Consider the following 22,793-nt stretch of genomic DNA (forward strand, 5'->3'; position numbering starts at 1 on the left):
GCCCGACGATCCACGGCCCGCGCAGCACCCCGCGCCCGGACCGGGCACCGGGTCCGCGAAGGACTACCCGCGCCGCGCCCCGGACGTGAGCAATGCGAAATACGACTCGAAGGATTCCGCCAGGCTCGCCAGCAGTTCCTTCCCCTTTTCCGCCGACCCCAGGGAAGGACGGCCGATGACGCCCGATTCGGTATAGGCGGACATTCCCACTGTGAGCAGATGACGACGGTCGTCAGCGGTGAAATCGGCGGACTCGTAACCAGGGCGGACGAATTCGGGATGAGCGTGCAGAAGAATCGAGGTCTCGATTTCCCCAGCGTGCATGTCGGTGAGCAGCGAGGTGCGCACCCCCGCCCGTTCCCGGGCCGACTCCCAGTCCTCGGCGGCCGGGAACAACGCCATCCGCTCACCGCGCGCGAAGGCCTCCTGGACGACGTTGCCGAGCACGTAGTTGCCGCCGTGCCCGTTGACCACGACGAGCGCGTCGACGCCCGAGCGGCGCAGCGACGCCGCGATGTCCGAGACCACCGCATGGAGGGTCACGGCGGAGATGCTGACGGTCCCCGGCCAGTCCGCGTGCTCGTGCGAGCAGGAGACCGTCACCGGCGGAAGGAGGTGCACCGGGTACGCGGCGGCGATCTCCCGCGCCACGGCGCAGGCGACGAGCGTGTCGGTCGCCAGCGGAAGGAACGGACCGTGCTGTTCGAAACTGCCCACGGGAAGGACGGCGACCTGTGCTGAAACGCCCGCCCCCCGCGTCCGTACCTCTTCGGTGGTGTCCGTCGGCAACACACCGTACGCCACGCTGTTTGTCTCCCCACCTGCCGCCGCACGCGCGCCCGAACCACTCATCGTTTCACGGCCTTTCGTCTCTGCTTAGGAATCAGATCATGACAGAAAACTCCGGCGTCAACATGGGCGTACTCGGCAAGAAGTCCCCGCGGCGTTCGGGCGCGGAACGCGTCGTGAATGCACCGCTGCCCACCGTGTACGGGAAATTCCAGGCGATCGGCTACCTGGACCACGACCGCGGTGACGAGCAAGTGGCCCTGGTGTACGGGGACATCGGCGCCGAGAACGTGCTGACCCGGCTGCACTCCGAATGCCTGACCGGCGACGCGTTCGGCTCCCGGCACTGCGAGTGCGGTGACCAGCTGGAGGCCGCGCTGCGTGCCGTCGTCGCCGAAGGCAGCGGGATCGTCGTCTACTTGAGGGGCCACGAGGGCCGCGGCATCGGACTGCTCGCCAAGCTGCGCGCCATGGCCCTCCAGGCGGAGGGCCTGGACACCGTGGAGGCGAACCTCGCGCTCGGCCTGCCCGTCGACGCCCGCGACTACGGCATCGCGGCTCAGATCCTGCACGACCTCGGGGTGCGCTCGGTACGCCTGATGTCCAACAACCCGCGCAAGCGGGAGGCGCTGGTCCGGCACGGCATCCAGGTCGCGGAGCAGGTGCCGCTGCTGATCGAGCCGTGCGAGAGCAACATCACGTATCTGCGCACCAAGCGGGAGCGGCTGGACCACATCCTGCCCCATCTGGACGCCGTCGCCCACGGCTCCTGAAGCCGGCCGCTCCGGCGTCCGCCGCCTCCCCCCACGGGCGGCGGGCGCCCCCCGCGGTCAGTCCATCAGCGCCTCGTGCACCAGCCGCCGCAGCTCCGGGAAGATCTTCAGCGTCTTCGGGCGTACCTGCGTCATGAACTGGACCGTCAGCTCATGGCCCGGATCGACCCAGAACGCGGTCGTGGCGGCACCGGTCCAGCCGTACGTGCCGAGGCTGGAAGGGGCCAGGGTGCGGGACGGGTCGGTCACCACCGAGACGTTGAAGCCGAAGCCGAGCCCGTCGTTGCCGGGCTCCTGGTGAGCCGGGGCGCCGAAGGAGCGCAACGCCGCGTCGCCGGGCAGCTGGTTGCGGGTCATCATGCCGACGCTGTCCGCCGACAGCAGCCGTACGCCGTCCAGTTCACCGCCCCGGCGCAACATCTCCATGAACCGGTGGAAGTCGTACGCCGACGAGACCAGTCCCCCGCTGCCGGACAGGAACCTCGGCCGTCCGCGCACCGGCAGCCCCGGCACCGGCTCGATGCCGCCCTGTTCGGTCTCCACGTACAACTCGGCGAGCCGATCCGCCTGTTCGGGTTCGATGTGGAAACCGGTGTCGGCCATGCCGAGTGGGCCGAGGATCCGTTCGGTGAAGAACGCGTCCAGGGGCTGCCCGGACACCACCTCGACGACCCGGCCCAGCACGTTCGAGGCGACCGAGTAGTTCCACTGCGTACCCGGGTCGAACTGCAACGGCATCCGCGCGTACACCTCGACCGTCTCCGCCAGATCGGCGCCGGGCGGCACCGAGTACTCCAGGCCGGATTCCCGGTAGAGCGCGTCGACGGGGTGCTTGTAGTAGAAACCGAAGGTCAGGCCGGCGGTGTGGGTGAGCAGATGCCGGATCAGGATCGGGCCGGCGGCCGGGCGGGTGCGCATGTCGGCGCCCGAACCGCCGTCGTACACACAGGGGTTGGCGAACACCGGCAGATGGCGTTCCAGCGGGTCGTCCAGGTGCAGCGTGCCCTCCTCCACCAGCAGCAGTACCGCGACCGCGGTGACCGGCTTGGTCATGGAGTAGATCCGCCACAGCGTGTCCGCCTCGACCGGCAGCCCGGCCGCGACATCGCGGCGGCCGTACGTGCTGAGGTGGGCTACCCGGCCGCCGCGCGAGAGGGCCACCAGAAAGCCGGGCAGCCGCCCCTCGTCGACGTAGTGCGCGATCTGCCGGTCCAGGCGGTCCAGCGCCTTGACGTCCAGCCCGGCCTCGCCCGGGTCGACTTCCTGCCGCAGCCGTGCCATCGCTCTCCTCCCGTCGCCTGCAACGCGATGCACCCGGCTGCCCGCCGTGACGCATCCGCTGCTCATCGTCGCCCAGGAACCCCACCATGGACCCGTTCATCAGCGGTGTTTGTGATCGACGCGACGCAGGGCGGTCGCGGGAATGCGTGGCCCGCTCCGTCGAGTTGACCGTGTCATGAGCGAAGACTCCACCTCGGCCCCCACGCAGGACGCGCTGCTCGAACTGCTCGCCGAAGGCGACGCCGGCGTCCTGGTCACCCTCAAACGCGACGGCCGCCCCCAGCTGTCCAACGTCAACCACGCCTACTACCCCGACGAGCGCGTCATCCGGATCTCCGTCACCGACGACCGCGCGAAAGCGCGCAATCTGCGCCGCGACCCCCGCGCCTCCTACCACGTCACCAGCGCCGACCGCTGGGCGTTCACCGTCGCCGAGGGCACGGCCGAACTCTCCCCGGTCGCCCAGGACCCGCACGACGACACCGTCGAGGAACTGATCCGCCTGTACCGGGACGTGCAGGGCGAGCATCCGGACTGGGACGATTACCGGGCCGCGATGGTCCGCGACCGCCGCCTGGTGGTGCGGCTGCACGTCGAGCGGGCGTACGGTATCCCGAAGCGCTGACCCGCCCCGGCTCCGGCTACGACGCCCCGGCGGTCCGTGTCTCGATCGCTCGCAGTACGGCGACCATGTCCTCGCCGCCGTACCCCTGGGCCACCGTCTCCTCGAACAGGGTGTGGCACACGTCGAGGAGCGGTGAGGCCAGGTGTGCCTTGCGGGCCGCCTCGGCGATGAGCCGGTTGTTCTTCAGGACGTCCAGCGCGGCCGCCTGCACCGCGAAGTCCCGGTCGAACAGCTTCGGCGCCTTCATCCGGGAGACGTCGCTGGCCATGGGGCCCGCGTCGAGGACGTCCAGGAACAGCCGCCGGTCCAGGCCCTGACGCTCGGCGAAGTGGAACGCCTCGGTCAGCCCGGTCACCTGGGTGATCAGGAACAGGTTCACCGACAGCTTCATCAGCAGCGCGCTCGGCGCCGGGCCGCACACGAACGTCTCCCGGCACATCGGCGCGAGCAGCGGCCGTACGGCGTCCACGGCGTCCGCTTCCCCGGCGAGCATCGCCACCAGCTGCCCCTCCTCCGCCGGTACCCGTGATCCGGAGACGGGTGCCTCGACATAGCGGCCGCCGGCGGCCCGGATGTCCGTCTCCAGGGCGTGGGAGTACTCGGGGGAGGTGGTGCCCATGTGGACGACCGTGCGCCCGGTGACCCGGGCCGCCAGCGCGGGCGTGCCCCGGCCGAGGACCGTGTCGACGGCGGCCTCGTCGGCGAGCATCAGCAGCACCACGTCCACCCGGGCGAACACCTCGTCGGCGTCCGCGGCGACCGTGGCGCCGGCCGCGCGCAGGGGTGCGGTGCGTTCCGGGGTCCGGTTCCAGACCACCAGGGGGGTGCCGGCGGACACCAGGCGCTGAGCCATGGGCCGGCCCATCACTCCGAGACCGATGAAACCGACGTCCACGGGGACCGTCCTTCGCTGCGGCAGCCGACTATGACCGCGGTCATAGTAGCGGCCGTTATGACGCCGGTCATAGAGTGGGGAGGCGAGGATCTGGAGGTCGACGATGAGCGAGACGCGACACGGGCCGCGGGAGCGGATGGTCTTCAGCGCGGCCCAGCTCATCCGGCGTGACGGTGTCGCCGCGACCGGCATGCGGGAGGTCGCCGCGCACGCCGGCGCACCGCGCGGCTCGCTCCAGCACTACTTCCCGGGCGGGAAGGAACAGCTGGTCAACGAGGCGGTCGGCTGGGCAGGCCGGTATGCGGGCAAGCGCATCGCGCGCTTCCTCGCGGGGCTGGAGGAGCCGACGCCGAGCGGTGTGTTCGCGGCGATGGTCGCGCAGTGGACCGACGAGTACGCGGCGCACGGTTTCGCGGCCGGTTGCCCGGTCGCCGCGGCCACCGTCGACTGTGCCTCGGCCGGCGGCTCGACCCGTGAGGCCGTGGCCGCAGCGTTCACCACCTGGCGGACTCCGCTCGCCGAGGCCCTGACCGGCATGGGCGTCCCCGCGGCCCGCGCCGAATCCCTGGCCACGCTGATGATCAGCACCCTGGAGGGCGCGATCCTGATGGCCCGCGCCGAACAGGACACAGGGCCCTTGACCACGGCGGTACGGGAACTCGGGCCGCTGCTCGACTCGGCGGTGGGCCCGCCGGGGTGACGCCACGGGGGCCACCGGCCGGAGCTTGTCGGCGACAACGGCGGTTCGCGGGTCGCCCGGTGCTTGTCCGGCCCTCCTCGGCGCACTACCCTCCGCCCGTGATCAACGGTGCACATGTGGTGCTCTACAGCCGGGACGCGGAGGCGGACCGAGTCTTCCTGCGCGACACCCTCGGGTGGGCGCACGTCGACGCGGGCCACGGATGGCTGATCTTCCGGGCGCCGCCCACCGAGGTGGCCTGTCACCCCACCGACGGCGAGCCCGCGCACGAGCTGATGCTGATGTGCGACGACCTCGATGAAACGCAGCGTGAACTCGCCGAGCGGGGAGTGGAGTTCACCCGGCCGGTGGAGGAGGCCCGCTGGGGCCGGGTGACCGCCCTGCGCCTGCCGGGCGGCGGCGAACTCGCCCTGTACGAGCCGCGCCACCCGACACCCTGAGCGGACGGTCCCCGGCCGTGGACGCACCGGGCGCACCTCGGACCGGGCCGGTCTCAGGCAGTCACCCGTTCCGCCCGCTGCGCCTCCCGGCCCGGGCGTTCGCCGAGCAGTTCCGTCGGGACCCTGTGCGTCTCGCGGGCGGTGAGTGCGGCCAGGGCCGGCGGGAGGCACAGCGCGGCCGTGAACAGGGCCACCGCCGACCAGTCGTCGCCGCCCGGACCGGCGATCCCGGCGGCGAAGGTGACCGCGAACCCGGCGACCGCGAAGCCGATCTGCGTGCCGATGGCCATGCCCGACAGCCGTACCCGGGTCGCGAACATCTCGCCGTAGAAGGCGGGCCACACACCGTTCGCGGCGCTGTAGACGAGACCGAAGGCGACGATCCCGAGGAGCAGGGTCAGCGGGCGGGAGCCCGTGGAGATCGCCCACAGATAGCCGGCCATCGAGGCCGCGCTGCCCACCGCGCCGATCAGGAACACCGGCCGGCGCCCGATCCGGTCCGACAGCGTGGCCCACAGCGGGATCGCGGCCAGCGCGAAGAGGTTGGCCAGGGCGCCCACCCACAGCATGAACGTGCGGGACATGCCGACCGCGTCACTGGTGGCGTACGCCAGCGCCCACACCGTGAAGATCGTGCTGACCGAGGCGATGAGCGCGCCCGCGATCACCCGGAGCACATCCGCCCAGTGCTCGCGCATCAGCACCGCGAGCGGCAGCCGGACCACGCCCTTGGCCGCCGCCTGCCGGGTGAAGGCCGGGGTCTCGCGCAGCCGGCGCCGGATGACGTAACCGGCGACGGCGACCGCCACGCTCAGCCAGAACGGCACCCGCCAGCCCCAGGAGAGCAACTGGTCCTCGGGGAGCCTGGAGACGGGGATGAAGACCAGCGTGGCGATGAGCTGACCGCCCTGGGTGCCGCTGAGCGTGAAGCTGGTGAAGAACCCGCGCCGGCCCGGAGGCGCGTGCTCCAGGCTCATCGAACTCGCGCTCGCCTGCTCTCCGGCCGCCGATATGCCCTGCAGCACGCGGCAGAGCACGAGCAGCACCGGGGCGAGCGAGCCGGCCTGGGCGCGGGTGGGCAGACAGCCGATCAGGAAGGTCGACAGGCCCATCAGGATCAGTGTGAAGACCATGATCTTCTTGCGGCCGAGCCGGTCGCCGACGTGCCCGAGGACCAGTGCGCCGAGCGGCCGGGTGGCGTAGGCGACGCCGAAGGTGGCGAGCGACAACAGGGTCGCCGTCGCCCGGTCGGAGGAGTCGAAGAACACCTTCGGGAAGATCAGTGCTGCGGCGCTGCCGTACACGAAGAAGTCGTAGTACTCCAGCGCGCTGCCGATCCAGGCGGCCGTCGCCGCCTTCCAGGGCTGGCCCGGTGGGGCCTCGGCGGCGGGCGCGGGGGTGGCGACGGACACGGCGGTGCTCCTTCGGGGAAACTCCACCCTAGGGAAGGGCGGGGTGAGCGACGAGGGGAGGGAGCGGGCGAGTGCCGGATCTCGGCTGCTAATTAACCCACTGGATAGTTAGTCGTGGTGGGTGGGATGTTGCGCCCGTGTTTCCCCGCTGTCAAGAGTCCTGGGGGCAGTCCGTACGGCGACGCGCGCCCGCCGGGTCAGCCGGCCGCGCGCTCCGCCGTCAGGTAGGCGATCACCATGTCGCCGAGCATGGTCCGGTAGCGCTCCCGCTGGGCCGGGTCCACCAGGTCCCGGCCGAACAGGGCGCCGAAGGTATGCCGGTTGGCGACCCGGAAGAAGCAGAAAGAGCTGATCATCGCGTGCAGGTCGACCGCGTCCACGTCGGCCGTGAACAGCCCCGACTCCTGCCCCGCGGTGAGGATCCGGCGGATCACCTCCAGGGCCGGGGAGCCGATCCGCCCGAGCTTCGCGGAGGCCGCGATGTGCTCGGCGCCGTGGATGTTCTCGATGCTGACCAGGCGGATGAAGTCCGGGTGCCGTTCATGGTGGTCGAAGGTCAGCTCGGCCAGGCGGCGGATCGCGGCGACGGGGTCCAGATGCTCGACGTCCAGCTGCTGCTCGGCCTCGCGGATCACCCCGTACGCCCGCTCCAGCACGGCCGTGAACAGCTGTTCCTTGCCGCCGAAGTAGTAGTAGATCATCCGCTTGGTGGTGCGGGTGCGGGCCGCTATCTCGTCGACCCTGGCCCCGTCGTAGCCGGCCCGCGCGAACTCCTGCGTGGCCACATCCAGGATCTCGGCCTGGGTGCGGGCCGCGTCGCGCACCCGTCCCCCGGGTCGTACGGGTTCTTCGACGCTGGTCATCGCTGTCCTTCGGGCCGGTGTACGCCTGGGCGGCACGCTCGCTGTGCGTGCCGGTGATTGTAGAAGCAGGACCCCCGACCGTCGCCGAGGTCTTCCTCACGACATCCGCGACTGATATAGCTAACGTACTAGTTCGTACATTAGCGCCGCCTTGGGAGGCCCGCATGGCCAAGGACTCGTATCTCGTCGGGCTGATCGGGGCCGGGATCGGCCCCTCCCTCAGCCCCGCCCTGCACCAGCGGGAGGCGGACCGGCAGGGCCTGCGCTACCTCTACCGGATCCTCGACATCGACGTCCTCGGCCGCGCGCCGGAGGCGGTCGGCGATCTGGTCCGCGCCGCCCGCGAGCTCGGCTACGACGGGCTGAACATCACCCACCCCTGCAAGCAGCTGGTCATGGACCACCTCGACGCGCTCGATCCGCGGGCCGAGGCGCTCGGCGCGGTCAACACCGTGGTCTTCGAGAACGGCCGGGCCGTGGGCCACAACACCGACGTGACCGGTTTCGCCGCCTCCTTCGCGCGCGGCCTGCCGGACGCCCCGCTGGAGCGGGTCGTCCAGCTCGGCGCGGGCGGCGCGGGCGCGGCCGTCGCGCATGCCGTGCTCACCCTGGGCGCCGGGCGGGTCACCGTCGTCGATGCGCTGCCCGAGCGAGCGGCCGCGCTCGCCGACTCCTTGGTCCGGCACTTCGGCCCGGGGCGGGCGGGCGCGGCGACCGTCGATCGGCTTCCGGCGCTGCTCGGCGAGGCCGACGGCTGTGGGGGGCTCGTTCACGCCACACCCACCGGCATGGCCGCGCATCCCGGGCTGCCCCTGTCCGCCGAGCTGTTGCATCCCGGTCTGTGGGTGGCGGAGGTCGTCTACCGGCCGCTTCGGACGGAGTTGCTGCGGGTCGCCCACTCGCGGGGCTGCGCCGTTCTGCCCGGAGGAGGGATGGCCGTGTTCCAGGCCGCCGACGCGTTCCGGCTGTTCACGGGGAGAGAGCCGGACAGCGGGCGGATGCTGCCCGACTTCGCGGAGCTGGTGGGCGTCGAGCGCTCGGGGAGTGCTGTCGGATGACGAAGAACACAGGCATGCGCACCTCAATCGCCACCGTTTCCCTGAGCGGTACCCTCACCGAGAAGCTCGCCGCCGCCGCGCGTGCCGGGTTCGGCGGGGTGGAGATCTTCGAGAACGATCTCCTCGCCTGCCCGCTCGCTCCCGAGGAGATCCGAGCGCGCTGTGCCGACCACGGGCTGAACATCGATCTGTATCAGCCGATGCGGGACATCGAGGGCGTGCCCGACGAGGTCTTCGTACGCAATCTGCGGCGCGCCCGGCACAAGTTCCAGCTGATGAACCGGCTCGGCGCCGACACCGTGCTCGTGTGCTCCAGTGTGTCGCCGGACGCCGTGGACGACGACGCACGAGCGGCCGGTCAACTCGCTCGACTGGCAGCGCTGGCCGAGGAGTTCGGGATACGGGTGGCGTACGAGGCGCTGGCCTGGGGGCGGCATGTGAACACCTACGAGCACGCGTGGCGGATCGTCGAGGCCGCCGACCACCCGGCGCTCGGCGTCTGTCTGGACAGCTTCCACATCCTCTCCCGCGGCTCCGACCCCAAGGGCATCGAGGACATCCCCGGCGAGAAGATCTTCTTCCTGCAGCTCGCCGACGCCCCGCTGCTCGCGATGGACGTCCTGCAGTGGAGCCGCCACTACCGCTGCTTCCCCGGCCAGGGCGGCTTCGACGTCGCCGGACTGCTGCGCCACGTGCTCGCCGCCGGATACCGCGGGCCGCTGTCCCTGGAGGTCTTCAACGACGTCTTCCGGCAGGCCGACGCCGGCTACACCGCCGTCGACGCCCACCGCTCCCTGCTGCTTCTGCGGGAGGCCGTCGGCGCCGCCGAGCTGCCGCCGCCCGTCGTGCCCACCGGCGTGGCCTTCGCCGAACTCCTCACTGCGGACGCCGAACCCGTCACCGCGCTGCTGACCGCGCTCGGCTTCACCCGCACCGCCCGCCATCGCGGCAAGCCCGTCGACCTGTGGCAGCGCGGCGAGGCCCGCGTCCTGGTCAACACCGCCGCCACCGCCCGCCGCGACGGCACCAGGCTGGCCGCGATCGGCCTGGAGTCCCCGGACCCCGCCGCTGCCGCCCGCCGCGCCGAGGCACTCCTCGCCCCCGTCCTGCCCCGCCACCGCGCGCCCGGGGACGTCCCGCTCGACGCCGTCGCGGCCCCCGACGGCACGGAACTGTTCTTCTGCGCCACCGGCGACACCGAACTCCCCGACTGGCGGGCCGACTTCGCCGACCTGGCGGACGGCCCGGCGCCCTCCGCGACCCGCATCGACCACCTCGCCCTCACCCAGCCCTGGCACCACTTCGACGAGGCCACGCTCTTCCACCGCAGCGTCCTCGGCCTCACCGCACAGGAGAGCGTCGACGTCGCCGACCCCTACGGGCTGATGCGCAGCCGCGCCGTCACCGACGCCGACGGCAGGGTCCGTATCGCCCTCGGCGTCGGCGCGGCACCCACCGACGACACCGTGCACGCGGCGCACATCGCGCTGGCCACCGACGACGTGGTGGCCGCGGCCCGCGCCTTCCGCGCCGCGGGCGGCCGGCTGCTGCCGGTGCCGGCCAACTACCACGACGACCTCGCCGCCCGGTACGACCTCGCCGACGACGAGCTGGAGACCTACCGGGAGCTCGGCATCCTCTACGACCGGGACGCGGGCGGCGCCTTCCGGCACTGCTACACCGAGACCGTCGGCCGGGTCTTCTTCGAACTCGTCCAACGCGATGACGGCTACCGTGGTTACGGCGCCGTGAACGCCCCGGTCCGTCTGACGGCCCAACACGCCGGACGATTCTTGCGCTGATCCGACCAGGCTCTTACCAGGTCTCCGGCAGGGGTGAGAGGCCGGTGAGACCTCCATGGGGTTCAACTCCGCTTCAGGTTCCGTACATGTCCGGGCGCGGATACTCCGCAAGATCCGGTATGCGCGCTGCGCCCGGATCACTCCGTTTCCGGGAGCCTGAAAGGCCGTCCATGCTGAGCACCCCCACCGAGTCGGCGGTCCGTGACGACGGACCGACGTCCGTCGCTCCGCCCCGCCCGCGCGCCAGCCGGTACGAGCGTCCCGCGCTGCTCGCCGTAGCCGCGCTCGCCGCCCTGCTGTCCCTGTGGGGCCTGAACCACAGCTCGTACCACGGTTTCTACGCCGCTGCGGTGCGCAGCATGACGGACAACCCGGTCGCGTTCTTCTACGGCTCCTTCGACCCGGGCAACACCCTCACCATCGACAAGCTGCCCGGATTCCTGTGGCCGCAGGCCCTGTCGGCGCTGGTTCTCGGTTTCCACCCGTGGGCGCTGGTACTGCCGCAGGCGCTCGAAGGGGTGGCCTCGGTGGTTCTGCTCCACGTGCTGGTGCGCCGCTGGGCGGGCGTGCCGGCCGGGCTGCTGGCGGCCGCCTTCCTCGTCCTCACACCGGTGATCGTCGGCCTCGGACGCTCCGTCACCGAGGACGCGCCGTTCGTCCTGTTGCTGATGCTGGCCGCCGAAGCCGCCTGGCGGGCGACCGAGCGGGGCCGGATGGGCCCGCTGCTGCTGGCCGGCTTCTGGGTCGGCGTGGCCTTCCAGTGCAAGATGCTGGAGGCCTGGGCGGTGCTGCCCGCACTCACCGCCCTCTACCTGGTCGCCGCTCCGGTGAGCCTGCGCCGCCGGCTGCGCGACCTCGCTGCGGCCGCCGCGGTGATGCTCGTCGTGTCGGTGTCGTGGATGCTGGTGGCCGCCCTCACCCCGGGCTCCGACCGCCCGTGGCTCGACGGCACCACCGACAACTCGCCCTTCGGCCTGGTCGTCGGCTACAACTTCCTGACCCGCTTCCACGGGGTCGGCATCGACGCGGCCAGCACCGGCAGTGTCGCGCCCAATGCGAGTCTGCGGGCGGCCGGGACGGGCCCCGGCATGGGCGACAGCGTCTGGAAGATGTTCAGCCCCGGGCTCGCCACCCAGACTGGCTGGCTCTACCCGCTGGCGGCACTCGGACTCGTGGGCGGCGCGCTGGCCCTGTGGCGGCGACGTGCGCCCCGTACCGACCGCGTGCTCGCGGGCCAGGTGCTGTGGGGGGTCTGGCTGGCCACGTTCTTCCTCGTCTTCAGCTTCGGCAGCGTGACCGGGCACACCTACTACATGGGTGTGGTCGCGGTGCCCCTCGCCGCATTCTCCGCCGCCGGTGTCGTACGGGCCTGGCGGGCGGGACTGCGGGGCGGCCGACGGGCCTGGGTGCTGCCGGCGGCGCTGGCCGGGAACGCCGCCTGGTGCGTGGCGCTGACCCTGTGGTACCCGCACTTCCTCCCGTGGTCGGCTCCGACCGCGACCGCCCTCGCCGTCGTCGCGCTGGTGCTGACCGCGCTGCGCCGCCGTCCGCGTGCCGTCAGCGCCGGCCTGGCCCTGGGCCTGGCCGCGGCCCTGCTCGTGCCCGCCGCCTGGTCGGCGTCGGCGATGTCGTTGCGCTACAACCAGCCCGGTTCCCTCGCCCGCGTCGGCCCCACCAACCACCGGCAGGGCAACCCGCTCGCGAAGCTCACCCCCGCCCAGCGGCGGCTGCTGGCCTACCTCACCGCGCACCGGGCCGGCGCCGAGTACCTGGCCGCGGTCCCCGGCTGGTGGGCGGCCGCGCCCTATGTCATCTCGGCCAACGCGCGCATTCTGCCGATGGGCGGCTTCACCGGAAGGGTCCCGTCCCCCTCGGCCGCCCGCTTCCACCAGCTGATCGACTCCGGCCGGCTGCGTTACCTCCTGCTGCCTGGCAGCGACGCCAGGGCCGCCCGCCGGCACCGGCCGAGCACCCTCGTCGGCCGGCTGGAGCGATGGACCGTGGGGCACTGCACCCACGTCCCGGCCGCCGCGTACGGCTCCCTGGACGCGACGCATCTCCTCTACGACTGCGGCCCGGCCCACCAGAGGTGAACCGGGCCGCGGACGACGGGACGTGCGGACGAAGAGCCGTTACGGCCGTCTGTTCCACTCGGCGATCACGGGCCGCCCGTGCTCGGTCGACAGCCGGCTGACCGTGCCCGTGGCCAGCTGGAACAGCCGGCCCTCGGCGGGCGGCAGGCCCAGCCGGCGGGCGGTGAGCACCCGCAGGAAGTGGGCGTGGGCGACGAGGACCACGTCCCCCTCCGCCAGGGCCGGGGACAGCCGGGCCAGCACCCGGTCGGCGCGTGCGCCGACCTGCTCGGGCGACTCGCCCGGGTGCCCCTCGGGGCCCGGCGGCACACCGTCGGTCCACAGGTCCCAGTCGGGGCGCGTCCGGTGGATGTCGACGGTCGTGACACCCTCGTAGCCGCCGTAGTCCCACTCGTGCAGACCGGGGTCGGGCACGACCCCGGTCAGGCCCGCGAGTTCGGCGGTGCGCAGCGCGCGGTCCAGCGGGCTGGCGAGCGCCAGGGCGTAGGTCCGGCCGGTGAGGAGCGGGGCGAGGGACTTGGCCTGTCGCTCGCCGTCCTCGGTCAGGGGCAGGTCGGTCCAGCTGGTGTGCTGTCCCGACCTGCTCCACTCCGTCTCACCATGGCGGACCAGCAGGAGGTCCCCCACGGCGGTCAGTCCTTCTTCTCGACCGCGTGGCCGCCGAACTGGTTGCGCAGCGCCGCGATCATCTTCATCTGCGGCGAGTCGTCCTGCCGGGAGGCGAACCGGGCGAACAGGGAGGCGGTGATCGCGGGCAGCGGTACGGCGTTGTCGATGGCCGCCTCGACGGTCCAGCGGCCCTCGCCGGAGTCCTCCGCGTAGCCGCGCAGCTTCTCCAGGTGCTCGTCCTCGTCCAGGGCGTTGACCGCGAGGTCCAGCAGCCAGGAGCGGATGACGGTGCCCTCCTGCCAGGAGCGGAAGACCTCGCGCACGTTCTCCACCGAGTGCACCTTCTCCAGCAGCTCCCAGCCCTCGGCGTAAGCCTGCATCATGGCGTACTCGATGCCGTTGTGGACCATCTTGGAGAAGTGCCCGGCGCCGACCCGGCCCGCGTGGACATAGCCGTACGGGCCCTCCGGCTTGAGCGCCTCGAAGAGCGGCTCCAGCGGCTCCACGTGCTGCTTGTCGCCGCCGACCATGAGCGCGTAGCCGTTCTCCAGGCCCCACACACCGCCGGACACACCGGCGTCGACGAAGCCGATGCCCTTGATGCCGAGGGCGGCGGCGTGCTTCTCGTCGTCCGTCCAGCGGGAGTTGCCGCCGTCGATCACCGTGTCGCCGGGCTCCAGCAGGTCGCCGAGCTCGTCGATGACGGTCTGCGTGGCGGTGCCGGCCGGGACCATCACCCACACATGGCGGGGCGCGTCCAGCTTCTCGACCAGTTCGGCGAGGGACTTGACGTCGGAGACCTCGGGATTGCGGTCGTAGCCGATGACGGTGTGGCCGGCGCGGCGGATCCGCTCGCGCATGTTGCCACCCATCTTGCCGAGACCGATGAGACCGAGCTGCATATCAGTTCACTTCCGATGCGTTCTTGAGCGTGCGGTAGGCGGCGACGAGGGCCTTGGTGGACGGGTCGAGACCGGGGACGTCGGCGCCCTCGGTGAGGGCGGGCTCGACGCGCTTGGCGAGGACCTTGCCCAGCTCCACGCCCCACTGGTCGAAGGAGTCGATGTTCCACACCGCGCCCTGCACGAACACCTTGTGCTCGTAGAGGGCGATCAGCTGGCCGAGCACGGACGGGGTCAGCGAGCCTGCGAGGATCGTGGTGGTGGGGTGGTCGCCGCGGAAGGTGCGGTGCGTGACCTGCTCGTCCGGCACGCCCTCCGCGCGGACCTCCTCGGCACTCTTGCCGAAGGCCAGCGCCTGGGTCTGGGCGAAGAAGTTGGCCATCAACAGATCGTGCTGGGCCTTGAGTTCACCGCTCAGCTCGTCGACCGGCCGGGCGAAGCCGATGAAGTCCGCCGGGATCAGCTTGGTGCCCTGGTGGATCAACTGGTAGTAGGCGTGCTGCCCGTTGGTGCCCGGCGTGCCCCACACCACCGGCCCGGTCTGCCACTCCACCGGCCGGCCGTCCCGCTGCACCGACTTGCCGTTGGACTCCATGTCCAGCTGCTGGAGGTAGGCGGTGAACTTCGACAGGTAGTGGCTGTACGGCAGGACGGCGTGCGACTGGGCGTCGTAGAAGTTGCCGTACCAGATGCCCAGCAGACCCAGGATCAGCGGGGCGTTGGCCTCGGCGGGTGCGGTGCGGAAGTGGTCGTCGACCAGCCGGAAGCCGTCGAGCATCTCGCGGAACCGGTCGGGTCCGATCGCGATCATCAGGGACAGGCCGATCGCCGAGTCGTACGAGTAGCGGCCGCCGACCCAGTCCCAGAACTCGAACATGTTGTCCGGGTCGATGCCGAACTCGGTCACCTTCTCGGCGTTAGTGGACAGCGCCACGAAGTGCCGGGCGACGGCCTTCTCGTCGCCGTCGAAGGCGTTCAGCAGCCAGGAGCGCGCCGAGGTGGCGTTGGTGATCGTCTCGATCGTGGTGAACGTCTTGGACGCGACGATGAACAGGGTCTCCGCCGGGTCCAGGTCGCGGGTGGCCTCGTGCAGGTCGGCGCCGTCGACGTTCGAGACGAACCGGAACGTCAACTCCCGTGCGGTGTACGGGCGCAGCACTTCGTACGCCATCGCCGGGCCGAGGTCGGAGCCGCCGATGCCGATGTTGACGACGTTCCTGATGCGCCTGCCGGTGTGGCCGGTCCACTCGCCGGAGCGGACCTTGGCGGCGAAGCCGGCCATCTTGTCGAGGACGGCGTGCACCTTCGGGACGACGTTCTCGCCGTCGACCTCGATCACCGCGTCCCGCGGGGCGCGCAGCGCGGTGTGGAGGACGGCCCGGTTCTCGGTGACGTTGATCTTCTCGCCGCGGAACATGGCGTCCCGCAGCGTGAACACACCGGTGGCGGTGGCGAGTTCCTGGAGGAGGGCCAGGGTCTCGTCGGTGATCAGGTGCTTGCTGTAGTCGATGTACAGGTCGCCGACCCGTACGACGTACCGCTCGGCGCGGCCGGGGTCCGCCGCGAACAGCTCGCGCAGGTGCGGCTGCCCCTCGGCGCGGTGGTCGGCCAGGGCCGTCCACTCGGGCCGGTTGCTGAGCTTCGGAAACTCGGACTCTGCCATCTCAGGCGTTCTCCTTGGCGGCCTCGCCCTTGAGGGCGATGGCGTACATCTCGTCGGCGTCGAGGCGGCGCAGTTCCTCGGCAATGAGTTCGGAGGTGGGGCGGACCTTCAGGGCCAGCGTGCGCGGCGGCTGGCCGGGCAGGGACAGCGTGGCGAGGGGGCCCTCGGGGCGGTCGATGCGGATCTCGCCGTTCTGGGTGCCCAGCCGTACGGCGGTGACGACCGGTCCGGCGGTGACCACGCGGTCCACGGACACCTGTAGGCGGGCCTCCAGCCAGCGGGCCAGCAGCTCGGCGCTGGGGTTGTTGGCCTCCGCCTCGACGGCCGCCGACGTGATCCGCGCGCGGGCCTGGTCCAGGGCGGCGGCCAGCATCGACCGCCACAGGGTGAGGCGGGTCCAGGCGAGGTCGGTGTCGCCGGGGGCGTAGTTGCGGGCGCGGGTGTCCAGGACCTCCATCGGCCGCTCGAACGCGTACAGGTCGGTGATCCGGCGCTGCGCGAGCGCGCCGAGCGGGTCCTCGGACGGGGCGTCGGGGGCGTCCACCGGCCACCACACGACGACGGGCGCGTCCGGCAGCAGCAGCGGCAGCACGACCGAGTCGGCGTGGTCGGACACCTCGCCGTAGGTGCGCAGCACGACCGTCTCACCGGTGCCGGCCTCGGAGCCGACCCGGACCTCGGCGTCCAGCCGCGAGTGGGTGCGGTCGCGCAGGGTGCGGACATGCCGCTTGATGACGACCAGGGTCCGCATGGGGTGCTCGTGCGAGGCGTCCTCCGCGGCCTTGATCGAGTCGTAGGCGTTCTCCTCGTCCGTGACGATGACCATCGTCAGGACCATGCCCACGGCCGGGGTGCCGATGGCGCGGCGGCCCTGCACCAGCGCCTTGTTGATCTTGCTTGCCGTGGTGTCGGTCAGGTCGATCTTCATGGCCTGCGCCAGCTCCGTCCGTCTCGTGCGAGCATCTCGTCCGCTTCCCTCGGTCCCCAGCTGCCCGACGCGTACTGCGCCGGCCGCCCGTGTGCCGCCCAGTACTCCTCGATCGGGTCGAGGATCTTCCAGGACTCTTCCACTTCCTGGTGACGGGGGAACAAATTCGCGTCGCCGAGCAGCACGTCCAGGATGAGCCGCTCGTACGCCTCCGGGCTGGACTCGGTGAACGACTCGCCGTAGGCGAAGTCCATCGACACGTCCCGGATCTCCATCGAGGTGCCCGGCACCTTGGAGCCGAACCGCACGGTCATGCCCTCGTCGGGCTGGACGCGGATGACGATGGCGTTCTGCCCGAGCTCCTCGGTGGCGGTGGAGTCGAAGGGGGAGTGCGGGGCCCGCTTGAAGACCACCGCGATCTCGGTGACCCGGCGGCCCAGCCGCTTGCCGGTGCGCAGGTAGAAGGGGACGCCCGCCCAGCGGCGGTTGTCGATGCCCAGCTTGACCGCGGCGAAGGTGTCGGTCTTCGACTGCGGGTCGATGCCCTCCTCCTCGAGGTAGCCGACGACCTTCTCGCCGCCCTGCCAGCCGCCCGCGTACTGTGCCCGCACGGTGTGCCCGCCGAGGTCGTCGGGCAGCCGCACCGACTTCAGCACCTTCAGCTTCTCGGTGAGCAGCGCCTCCGCGTCGAACGCGATCGGCTCCTCCATGGCGGTCAGCGCCATCAGCTGCAGCAGGTGGTTCTGGATGACGTCACGGGCGGCACCGATGCCGTCGTAGTAGCCGGCCCGGCCGCCGATGCCGATGTCCTCGGCCATCGTGATCTGCACGTGGTCGACGTAGCTGCGGTTCCAGATCGGCTCGTACATCTGGTTGGCGAAGCGCAGCGCCAGGATGTTCTGGACGGTCTCCTTGCCGAGGTAGTGGTCGATGCGGAACACCTGGTCCGGCTCGAACACATCGTGCACGATCGCGTTCAGCTCGCGGGCGCTGGCCAGGTCGTGGCCGAACGGCTTCTCGATGACCGCGCGCCGCCAGGAACCCTTGGTCGGGTTCGCCAGGCCGTGCTTCTTCAGCTGCTGCACGACCTTCGGGAAGAACTTCGGCGGCACCGAGAGGTAGAACGCGAAGTTGCCGCCGGTGCCGCGGGAGGCGTCCAGCTCCTCCACGGCGTCCTTCAGCTGCTTGAAGGCGGTGTCGTCGTCGAAGTCGCCGGGAATGAACCGCATGCCCTCGGCGAGCTGCTGCCACACCTCCTCGCGGAACGGGGTGCGGGCGTGCTCCTTCACGGCGTCGTGCACGAGCTGCGCGAAGTCCTGGTCCTCCCACTCCCGGCGGGCGAACCCGACGAGTGAGAAGCCCGGCGGCAGCAGACCGCGGTTGGCGAGGTCGTACACGGCCGGCATCAGCTTCTTGCGGGACAGGTCACCGGTCACCCCGAAGATGACCAGCCCGGACGGGCCGGCGATGCGGGGGAGCCGGCGGTCGCGGGGGTCCCGCAGCGGGTTCTCCCAGTCGGCGGCCGGGGCCACCGGGACCTGCACCGCCTCGGGTGCGGGCGCCTGCGCTGCTGGCGCCTCGGCGGCGGGGGCTTTCTCGGTCATCGGGCGTCAACTCCCTTGCTGTTCAGGGACGTCGCCACGGCGTCCAGCAGTTCCTGCCAGGCCGCCTCGAACTTGGCGACGCCCTCGTCCTCCAGCTGCTGGACGACCTCGTCGTAGGAGATGCCGAGCCGCTCCACGGCGGCCAGGTCGGCGTGGGCCTGTGCGTAGCCGCCGGTCACCGTGTCGCCGGTGATCTCGCCGTGGTCGGCGACGGCGTTCAAGGTGGCCTCCGGCATGGTGTTGACCGTGCCCGGCGCGACCAGCTCGTCCACGTACAGGGTGTCCTTGTAGGCGGGGTCCTTCACACCCGTGGAGGCCCACAGCGGACGCTGCCTGTTGGCCCTGTCCCCGGCGAGCGCGACCCAGCGGGCGGAGGCGAAGACCTCCTCGTACGCCTCGTAGGCCAGCCGGGCGTTGGCCAGGGCCGCGCGTCCCTTGAGGGCGAGGGCGTCGTCGGTGCCGAGGGCGGTCAGCCGCTTGTCGATCTCGGTGTCCACACGGGAGACGAAGAAGGACGCCACCGAGTGGATCGTGGCCAGCTCGATGCCGCGCTCGCGGGCCTTCTCCAGGCCGGCCAGATAGGCGGCCATGACCTCGCGGTAGCGCTCAAGGGGGAAGATCAGCGTCACGTTGACGCTGATGCCGAGCCCGATGACCTCGGTGATGGCCGGCAGGCCCGCCCTGGTCGCCGGGATCTTGATCATCACGTTGGGGCGGTCGACCAGCCAGAAGAGCTGCTTGGCCTCGGCGACGGTCGCCGCCGTGTCGTGCGCCAGGCGCGGGTCGACCTCGATGGAGACCCGGCCGTCCCGGCCGCCGGAGGCGTCGTACACGTCACGCAGGATGTCGGCGGCGTCGCGCACGTCGGCGGTCGTCATCATCCGCACCGCCTCGTCCACCGTCACACCGCGTACGGCGAGGTCGGTGAGCTGCTCCTCGTAGCCCTCGCCGGAGCCGATGGCGGCCTGGAAGATCGAGGGGTTCGTCGTGACACCGACGGCGCTGCCGCTCGCCACCAGCTCGGCGAGGCTGCCCGAGGTGATCCGCTTCCGCGACAGGTCGTCGAGCCAGATCGACACGCCCTCCTCGGCGAGGCGCTTGAGGGCTCCCGGGGTCGCGATTGCTTCGGTCACAGTGATCATTCTTCTTTCGGGTCGTATCGGGCGTCGGTGTCAGGCGCGCGCGGCGGCGAGCGACTCGCGGGCCGCCGCGGCGACGTTCTCAGGGGTGAAGCCGAACTCGGTGAACAGGGTCTTCGCGTCCGCGGAGGCGCCGAAGTGCTCGAGGGAGACGATCCGTCCCGCGTCGCCCACGTACCGGTACCAGGTCAGACCGATCCCGGCCTCCACGGCGACCCGGGCCTTGACGGCCGGCGGCAGTACCCGCTCGCGGTAGGCGCGCGGCTGCTCCTCGAACCACTCCACGGACGGCATCGACACCACGCGCGTGCCGATGCCCTCGGCCTCCAGCTGCTCACGCGCGGCCACGGCCAGCTGCACCTCGGAGCCCGTCGCGATGATGATCACCTCCGGGACCTGCGTCGAGGACTCGCGCAGCACATAGCCGCCCTTGGCCGCGTCCTCGTTCGGCGCGTACACCGGCACGCCCTGGCGGGTGAGCGCGAGCCCGTGCGGGGCGGGGTTCACGGCGTGCCTCTTCAGGATCTCGGCCCAGGCCACCGCGGTCTCGTTGGCGTCGGCCGGGCGGACGACGTTCAGGCCCGGGATGGCGCGCAGCGAGGCCAGGTGCTCGACCGGCTGGTGGGTCGGGCCGTCCTCGCCCAGGCCGATGGAGTCGTGCGTCCACACGTACGTCACCGGCAGCTGCATCAGCGCCGACATGCGTACGGCGTTGCGCATGTAGTCGGAGAACACCAGGAAGGTGCCGCCGTAGATCCGGGTGTTGCCGTGCAGGGCGATGCCGTTCATCTCCGCGGCCATGGAGAACTCGCGGATGCCGAAGTGGACGGTACGGCCGTACGGGTCGGCCTCGGGCAGCGGGTTGCCCTTCGGCAGGAAGGAGCTGGTCTTGTCGATGGTGGTGTTGTTGGAGCCGGCGAGGTCGGCGGAGCCGCCCCACAGCTCGGGGATCACCGGGCCGAGCGCCTGCAGCACCTTGCCGGAGGCGGCACGGGTGGCGACGGACTTGCCCTCCTCGAAGACCGGGATGCTCTGCTCCCAGCCGTCGGGCAGCTCGCCCTTGGCGATCCGGTCGAAGAGGGCCGCCCGCTCCGGCTGGGCCGCGCGCCACTCGGTGATCCGCTTGTCCCAGGCCGCGTGCGCCTCGGCGCCGCGGTCCAGGGCCCGCCGGGTGTGCTTCAGGACCTCGTCCTCGACCTGGAAGGTCTGCTCCGGGTCGAAGCCGAGCACGCGCTTGGTGGCGGCGATCTCCTCCTCGCCGAGCGCGGAGCCGTGGGAGGCCTCGGTGTTCTGCGCGGTCGGGGCGGGCCAGGCGATGATCGTGCGCATCGCGATGATCGAGGGCCGCTCGGTCTCGGCCTGCGCGGCCTTCAGCGCCGCGTACAGGGCGGGAACGTCGATGTCGCCGTCGGCGGTGGGCGCGACGCGCTGGGTGTGCCAGCCGTAGGCCTCGTACCGCCCCAGCACGTCCTCGGAGAAGGCGGTCGCGGTGTCGCCCTCGATGGAGATGTGGTTGTCGTCGTAGAGGAAGACCAGGTTGCCGAGCTTCTGGTGGCCGGCGAGCGAGGAGGCCTCGGCGGAGACGCCCTCCTCCAGGTCGCCGTCGGAGACGATCGCCCAGATGGTGTGGTCGAAGGGGGAGGTGCCCGCGGGGGCGTCCGCGTCGAACAGGCCGCGCTCGTAGCGGGCCGCCATCGCCATGCCGACCGCGTTGGCGACGCCCTGGCCGAGCGGGCCGGTGGTGGTCTCGACGCCGGCGGTGTGGCCGTACTCGGGGTGACCGGGGGTCTTGGAGCCGTGCGTGCGGAACGCCTTCAGGTCGTCCAGCTCCAGCTCGTACCCGGAGAGGAACAGCTGGGTGTACAGGGTCAGCGAGGTGTGCCCGGGGGACAGGACGAAACGATCCCGGCCGGTCCACTCGGGGTCAGCGGGATCGTGACGCATCACCTTCTGAAAGATCGTGTACGCGGCAGGTGCCAGGCTCATCGCCGTGCCCGGGTGCCCGTTCCCCACCTTCTGCACCGCATCGGCCGCCAGCAGACGGGCGGTGTCCACCGCACGCCGGTCGAGGTCGGTCCACTCGAAGCCGTCGGAAGTCTGCGTGGTCATCTTCAAGAAGTCCTCGTTCAGTGCGGGATTGCTGACCTGACGCGTTCAAACTTAAAAGTCTGACTTTTTCGAGGAAAGGTCGAGGTGTGTCAGCCTGTGGTGAATCTGGGACAGTGATCGCGCGACAGGGACGGCACGAAAAGGACATGGCTGACAGAAGATCCCAAGCCGACGGCGACGGCATCAGAACCTTCCCTTTCCCGGCCGAACTGGCCGTGGGCGGCGTCGGCATGCAGGTCGGCCCCATGGGCACCGACCGCACCTGGCACGCCGACGCCCCCCTGCACCGCGTCCACCGCATCGACTTCCACGTCATCATGCTGTTCACCGCCGGCCCCGTACGGCACATGATCGACTTCGCCGAGTACGAGGCCGGCGCCGGCGACCTGCTGTGGATCCGCCCCGGACAGGTCCACCGCTTCTCCCGCGACGCCGTGTACCGCGGAACCGTCCTGACCATGCAGCCCGGCTTCCTGCCGCGCGCCACCGTCGAGTCCACCGGCCTGTACCGCTACGACCTGCCGCCGCTGCTGCACCCGGACCCGGACCGGCTCGCCGCGCTCCAGGCGTCCCTCGACCAGCTGCGCCGCGAGTACGAGGACACCGCGACGCTCCCGCTGAGCCTGCACACGGCCGTCCTCCGCCACACCCTCACCGCGTTCCTGCTGCGCCTCGCGCACCTCGCGGCCAGCTCCGCCGAGGCCGACCGGCAGCACACGGACAGCACCTTCACCCGCTTCCGGGACGCCGTGGAGCAGGGCTTCGCCACCAATCACAGCGTCAGTGCCTACGCCGACGCCCTCGGCTACTCCCGCCGCACCCTGGTCCGCGCCGTCCGCGCCGCCACCGGTGAGACGCCCAAGGGCTTCATCGACAAACGCGTCGTCCTGGAGGCCAAGCGCCTCCTCGCCCACACCGACCTGCCGATCGGCCGCGTCGGGGCGGCCGTGGGCTTCCCCGACGCGGCGAACTTCACCAAGTTCTTCCATCTGCACACCGGGCAGACGCCGGTCGCGTTCCGGGCGGAACTGCGGTGACGCACGAGTCGTCCGCGAGCTGACCGCCCCCGTACATGACGAGGCGGGGGTTGACCCATGGATGCGGGCCA

20 protein-coding genes are annotated in these 22,793 nt (G+C 71.2%); 8 read left to right on the top strand and 12 right to left on the bottom strand.

The window, feature by feature from the left end:
* Positions 1-63: 63 nt before the first annotated feature.
* Entirely contained in the window at positions 64-852 is a 789-nt protein-coding gene (locus ACZ5NH_RS05935; RefSeq protein ID WP_468773163.1) for a creatininase family protein, read from the bottom strand.
* 38 nt (positions 853-890) lie between these two features.
* Between ACZ5NH_RS05935 and ribA the strand changes: the two genes are divergently transcribed.
* On the top strand, positions 891-1,562 hold the full coding sequence (gene ribA, locus ACZ5NH_RS05940) for a GTP cyclohydrolase II (protein ID WP_388627081.1): 672 nt from the start codon (positions 891-893) through the stop codon (positions 1,560-1,562).
* 57 nt (positions 1,563-1,619) lie between these two features.
* Here ribA and ACZ5NH_RS05945 read toward each other — a convergent pair whose 3' ends face one another.
* Positions 1,620-2,843, bottom strand: coding sequence for a serine hydrolase domain-containing protein (locus tag ACZ5NH_RS05945; protein ID WP_468773164.1), 1,224 nt, complete (start codon positions 2,841-2,843; stop codon positions 1,620-1,622).
* Positions 2,844-3,018: 175 nt separating this feature from the next.
* On the opposite strand from ACZ5NH_RS05945, the gene ACZ5NH_RS05950 reads away from it, so the two are divergent.
* On the top strand, positions 3,019-3,468 hold the full coding sequence (locus tag ACZ5NH_RS05950; RefSeq protein WP_468773165.1) for a PPOX class F420-dependent oxidoreductase: 450 nt from the start codon (positions 3,019-3,021) through the stop codon (positions 3,466-3,468).
* 16 nt (positions 3,469-3,484) lie between these two features.
* Here the strand turns inward: ACZ5NH_RS05950 and ACZ5NH_RS05955 are convergent, their stop codons facing one another.
* Complete coding sequence (locus ACZ5NH_RS05955) at positions 3,485-4,555, bottom strand: NAD(P)-dependent oxidoreductase (RefSeq protein WP_468773166.1); 1,071 nt, start codon at positions 4,553-4,555, stop codon at positions 3,485-3,487.
* Here ACZ5NH_RS05955 and ACZ5NH_RS05960 point away from each other — a divergent pair.
* Complete coding sequence (locus ACZ5NH_RS05960; RefSeq protein WP_468773167.1) at positions 4,467-5,063, top strand: TetR/AcrR family transcriptional regulator; 597 nt, start codon at positions 4,467-4,469, stop codon at positions 5,061-5,063. The two genes, ACZ5NH_RS05955 and ACZ5NH_RS05960, sit on opposite strands and share 89 nt — an antisense overlap.
* Positions 5,064-5,161: 98 nt before the next feature.
* Positions 5,162-5,503 carry a VOC family protein gene (locus tag ACZ5NH_RS05965; RefSeq protein ID WP_388627072.1) on the top strand — a complete coding sequence of 114 codons (342 nt, stop codon included), beginning with the start codon at positions 5,162-5,164 and terminating at the stop codon, positions 5,501-5,503.
* A gap of 53 nt (positions 5,504-5,556) precedes the next feature.
* Here the strand turns inward: ACZ5NH_RS05965 and ACZ5NH_RS05970 are convergent, their stop codons facing one another.
* Complete coding sequence (locus ACZ5NH_RS05970; RefSeq protein WP_468773168.1) at positions 5,557-6,915, bottom strand: MFS transporter; 1,359 nt, start codon at positions 6,913-6,915, stop codon at positions 5,557-5,559.
* 197 nt (positions 6,916-7,112) lie between these two features.
* The gene (locus tag ACZ5NH_RS05975) at positions 7,113-7,778 is read right to left on the bottom strand and encodes a TetR/AcrR family transcriptional regulator (protein ID WP_388627069.1); all 666 of its coding nucleotides are present in this window, start codon (positions 7,776-7,778) and stop codon (positions 7,113-7,115) included.
* Between the two features lie 164 nt (positions 7,779-7,942).
* On the opposite strand from ACZ5NH_RS05975, the gene ACZ5NH_RS05980 reads away from it, so the two are divergent.
* From ACZ5NH_RS05980 to ACZ5NH_RS05990, 3 genes are all read left to right on the top strand, one after another.
* Entirely contained in the window at positions 7,943-8,836 is an 894-nt protein-coding gene (locus ACZ5NH_RS05980; RefSeq protein ID WP_468773169.1) for a shikimate dehydrogenase, read from the top strand.
* A 14-nt stretch (positions 8,837-8,850) separates the two neighbouring features.
* Positions 8,851-10,638 carry a bifunctional sugar phosphate isomerase/epimerase/4-hydroxyphenylpyruvate dioxygenase family protein gene (locus ACZ5NH_RS05985; RefSeq protein ID WP_468773170.1) on the top strand — a complete coding sequence of 596 codons (1,788 nt, stop codon included), beginning with the start codon at positions 8,851-8,853 and terminating at the stop codon, positions 10,636-10,638.
* A gap of 170 nt (positions 10,639-10,808) precedes the next feature.
* On the top strand, positions 10,809-12,731 hold the full coding sequence (locus tag ACZ5NH_RS05990) for a glycosyltransferase family 39 protein (protein ID WP_468773171.1): 1,923 nt from the start codon (positions 10,809-10,811) through the stop codon (positions 12,729-12,731).
* A 39-nt stretch (positions 12,732-12,770) separates the two neighbouring features.
* Here ACZ5NH_RS05990 and ACZ5NH_RS05995 read toward each other — a convergent pair whose 3' ends face one another.
* Genes ACZ5NH_RS05995 through tkt form a run of 7 tightly spaced genes read right to left on the bottom strand, consistent with a single transcriptional unit; the run spans position 12,771 to position 21,685 of the window.
* Positions 12,771-13,358, bottom strand: coding sequence for a histidine phosphatase family protein (locus ACZ5NH_RS05995; protein ID WP_388627064.1), 588 nt, complete (start codon positions 13,356-13,358; stop codon positions 12,771-12,773).
* A 5-nt stretch (positions 13,359-13,363) separates the two neighbouring features.
* Entirely contained in the window at positions 13,364-14,242 is an 879-nt protein-coding gene (gnd, locus tag ACZ5NH_RS06000; protein WP_468773172.1) for a phosphogluconate dehydrogenase (NAD(+)-dependent, decarboxylating), read from the bottom strand.
* Between the two features lies 1 nt (position 14,243).
* Positions 14,244-15,905: a glucose-6-phosphate isomerase gene (pgi, locus tag ACZ5NH_RS06005; protein WP_468773173.1), complete on the bottom strand. Its 1,662-nt coding sequence runs from the start codon at positions 15,903-15,905 to the stop codon at positions 14,244-14,246.
* Position 15,906: 1 nt separating this feature from the next.
* Positions 15,907-16,833, bottom strand: coding sequence for a glucose-6-phosphate dehydrogenase assembly protein OpcA (opcA, locus tag ACZ5NH_RS06010; RefSeq protein WP_388627060.1), 927 nt, complete (start codon positions 16,831-16,833; stop codon positions 15,907-15,909).
* Entirely contained in the window at positions 16,830-18,437 is a 1,608-nt protein-coding gene (zwf, locus tag ACZ5NH_RS06015) for a glucose-6-phosphate dehydrogenase (protein ID WP_468773174.1), read from the bottom strand. The genes opcA and zwf overlap by 4 nt, the downstream gene beginning before the upstream one ends.
* On the bottom strand, positions 18,434-19,579 hold the full coding sequence (tal, locus tag ACZ5NH_RS06020) for a transaldolase (protein ID WP_468773175.1): 1,146 nt from the start codon (positions 19,577-19,579) through the stop codon (positions 18,434-18,436). Before tal ends, zwf begins: the two co-directional genes overlap by 4 nt.
* Positions 19,580-19,609: 30 nt before the next feature.
* Positions 19,610-21,685, bottom strand: a complete 2,076-nt coding sequence (gene tkt / locus ACZ5NH_RS06025) for a transketolase (protein WP_468773176.1) — start codon at positions 21,683-21,685, stop codon at positions 19,610-19,612.
* 146 nt (positions 21,686-21,831) lie between these two features.
* Between tkt and ACZ5NH_RS06030 the strand changes: the two genes are divergently transcribed.
* A complete protein-coding gene (locus ACZ5NH_RS06030) occupies positions 21,832-22,722 on the top strand; it encodes a helix-turn-helix domain-containing protein (RefSeq protein ID WP_468773177.1) in 891 nt (296 codons plus the stop codon).
* Positions 22,723-22,793: the final 71 nt, after the last annotated feature.

This window comes from Streptomyces sp. NPDC031426, from assembly GCF_055581585.1.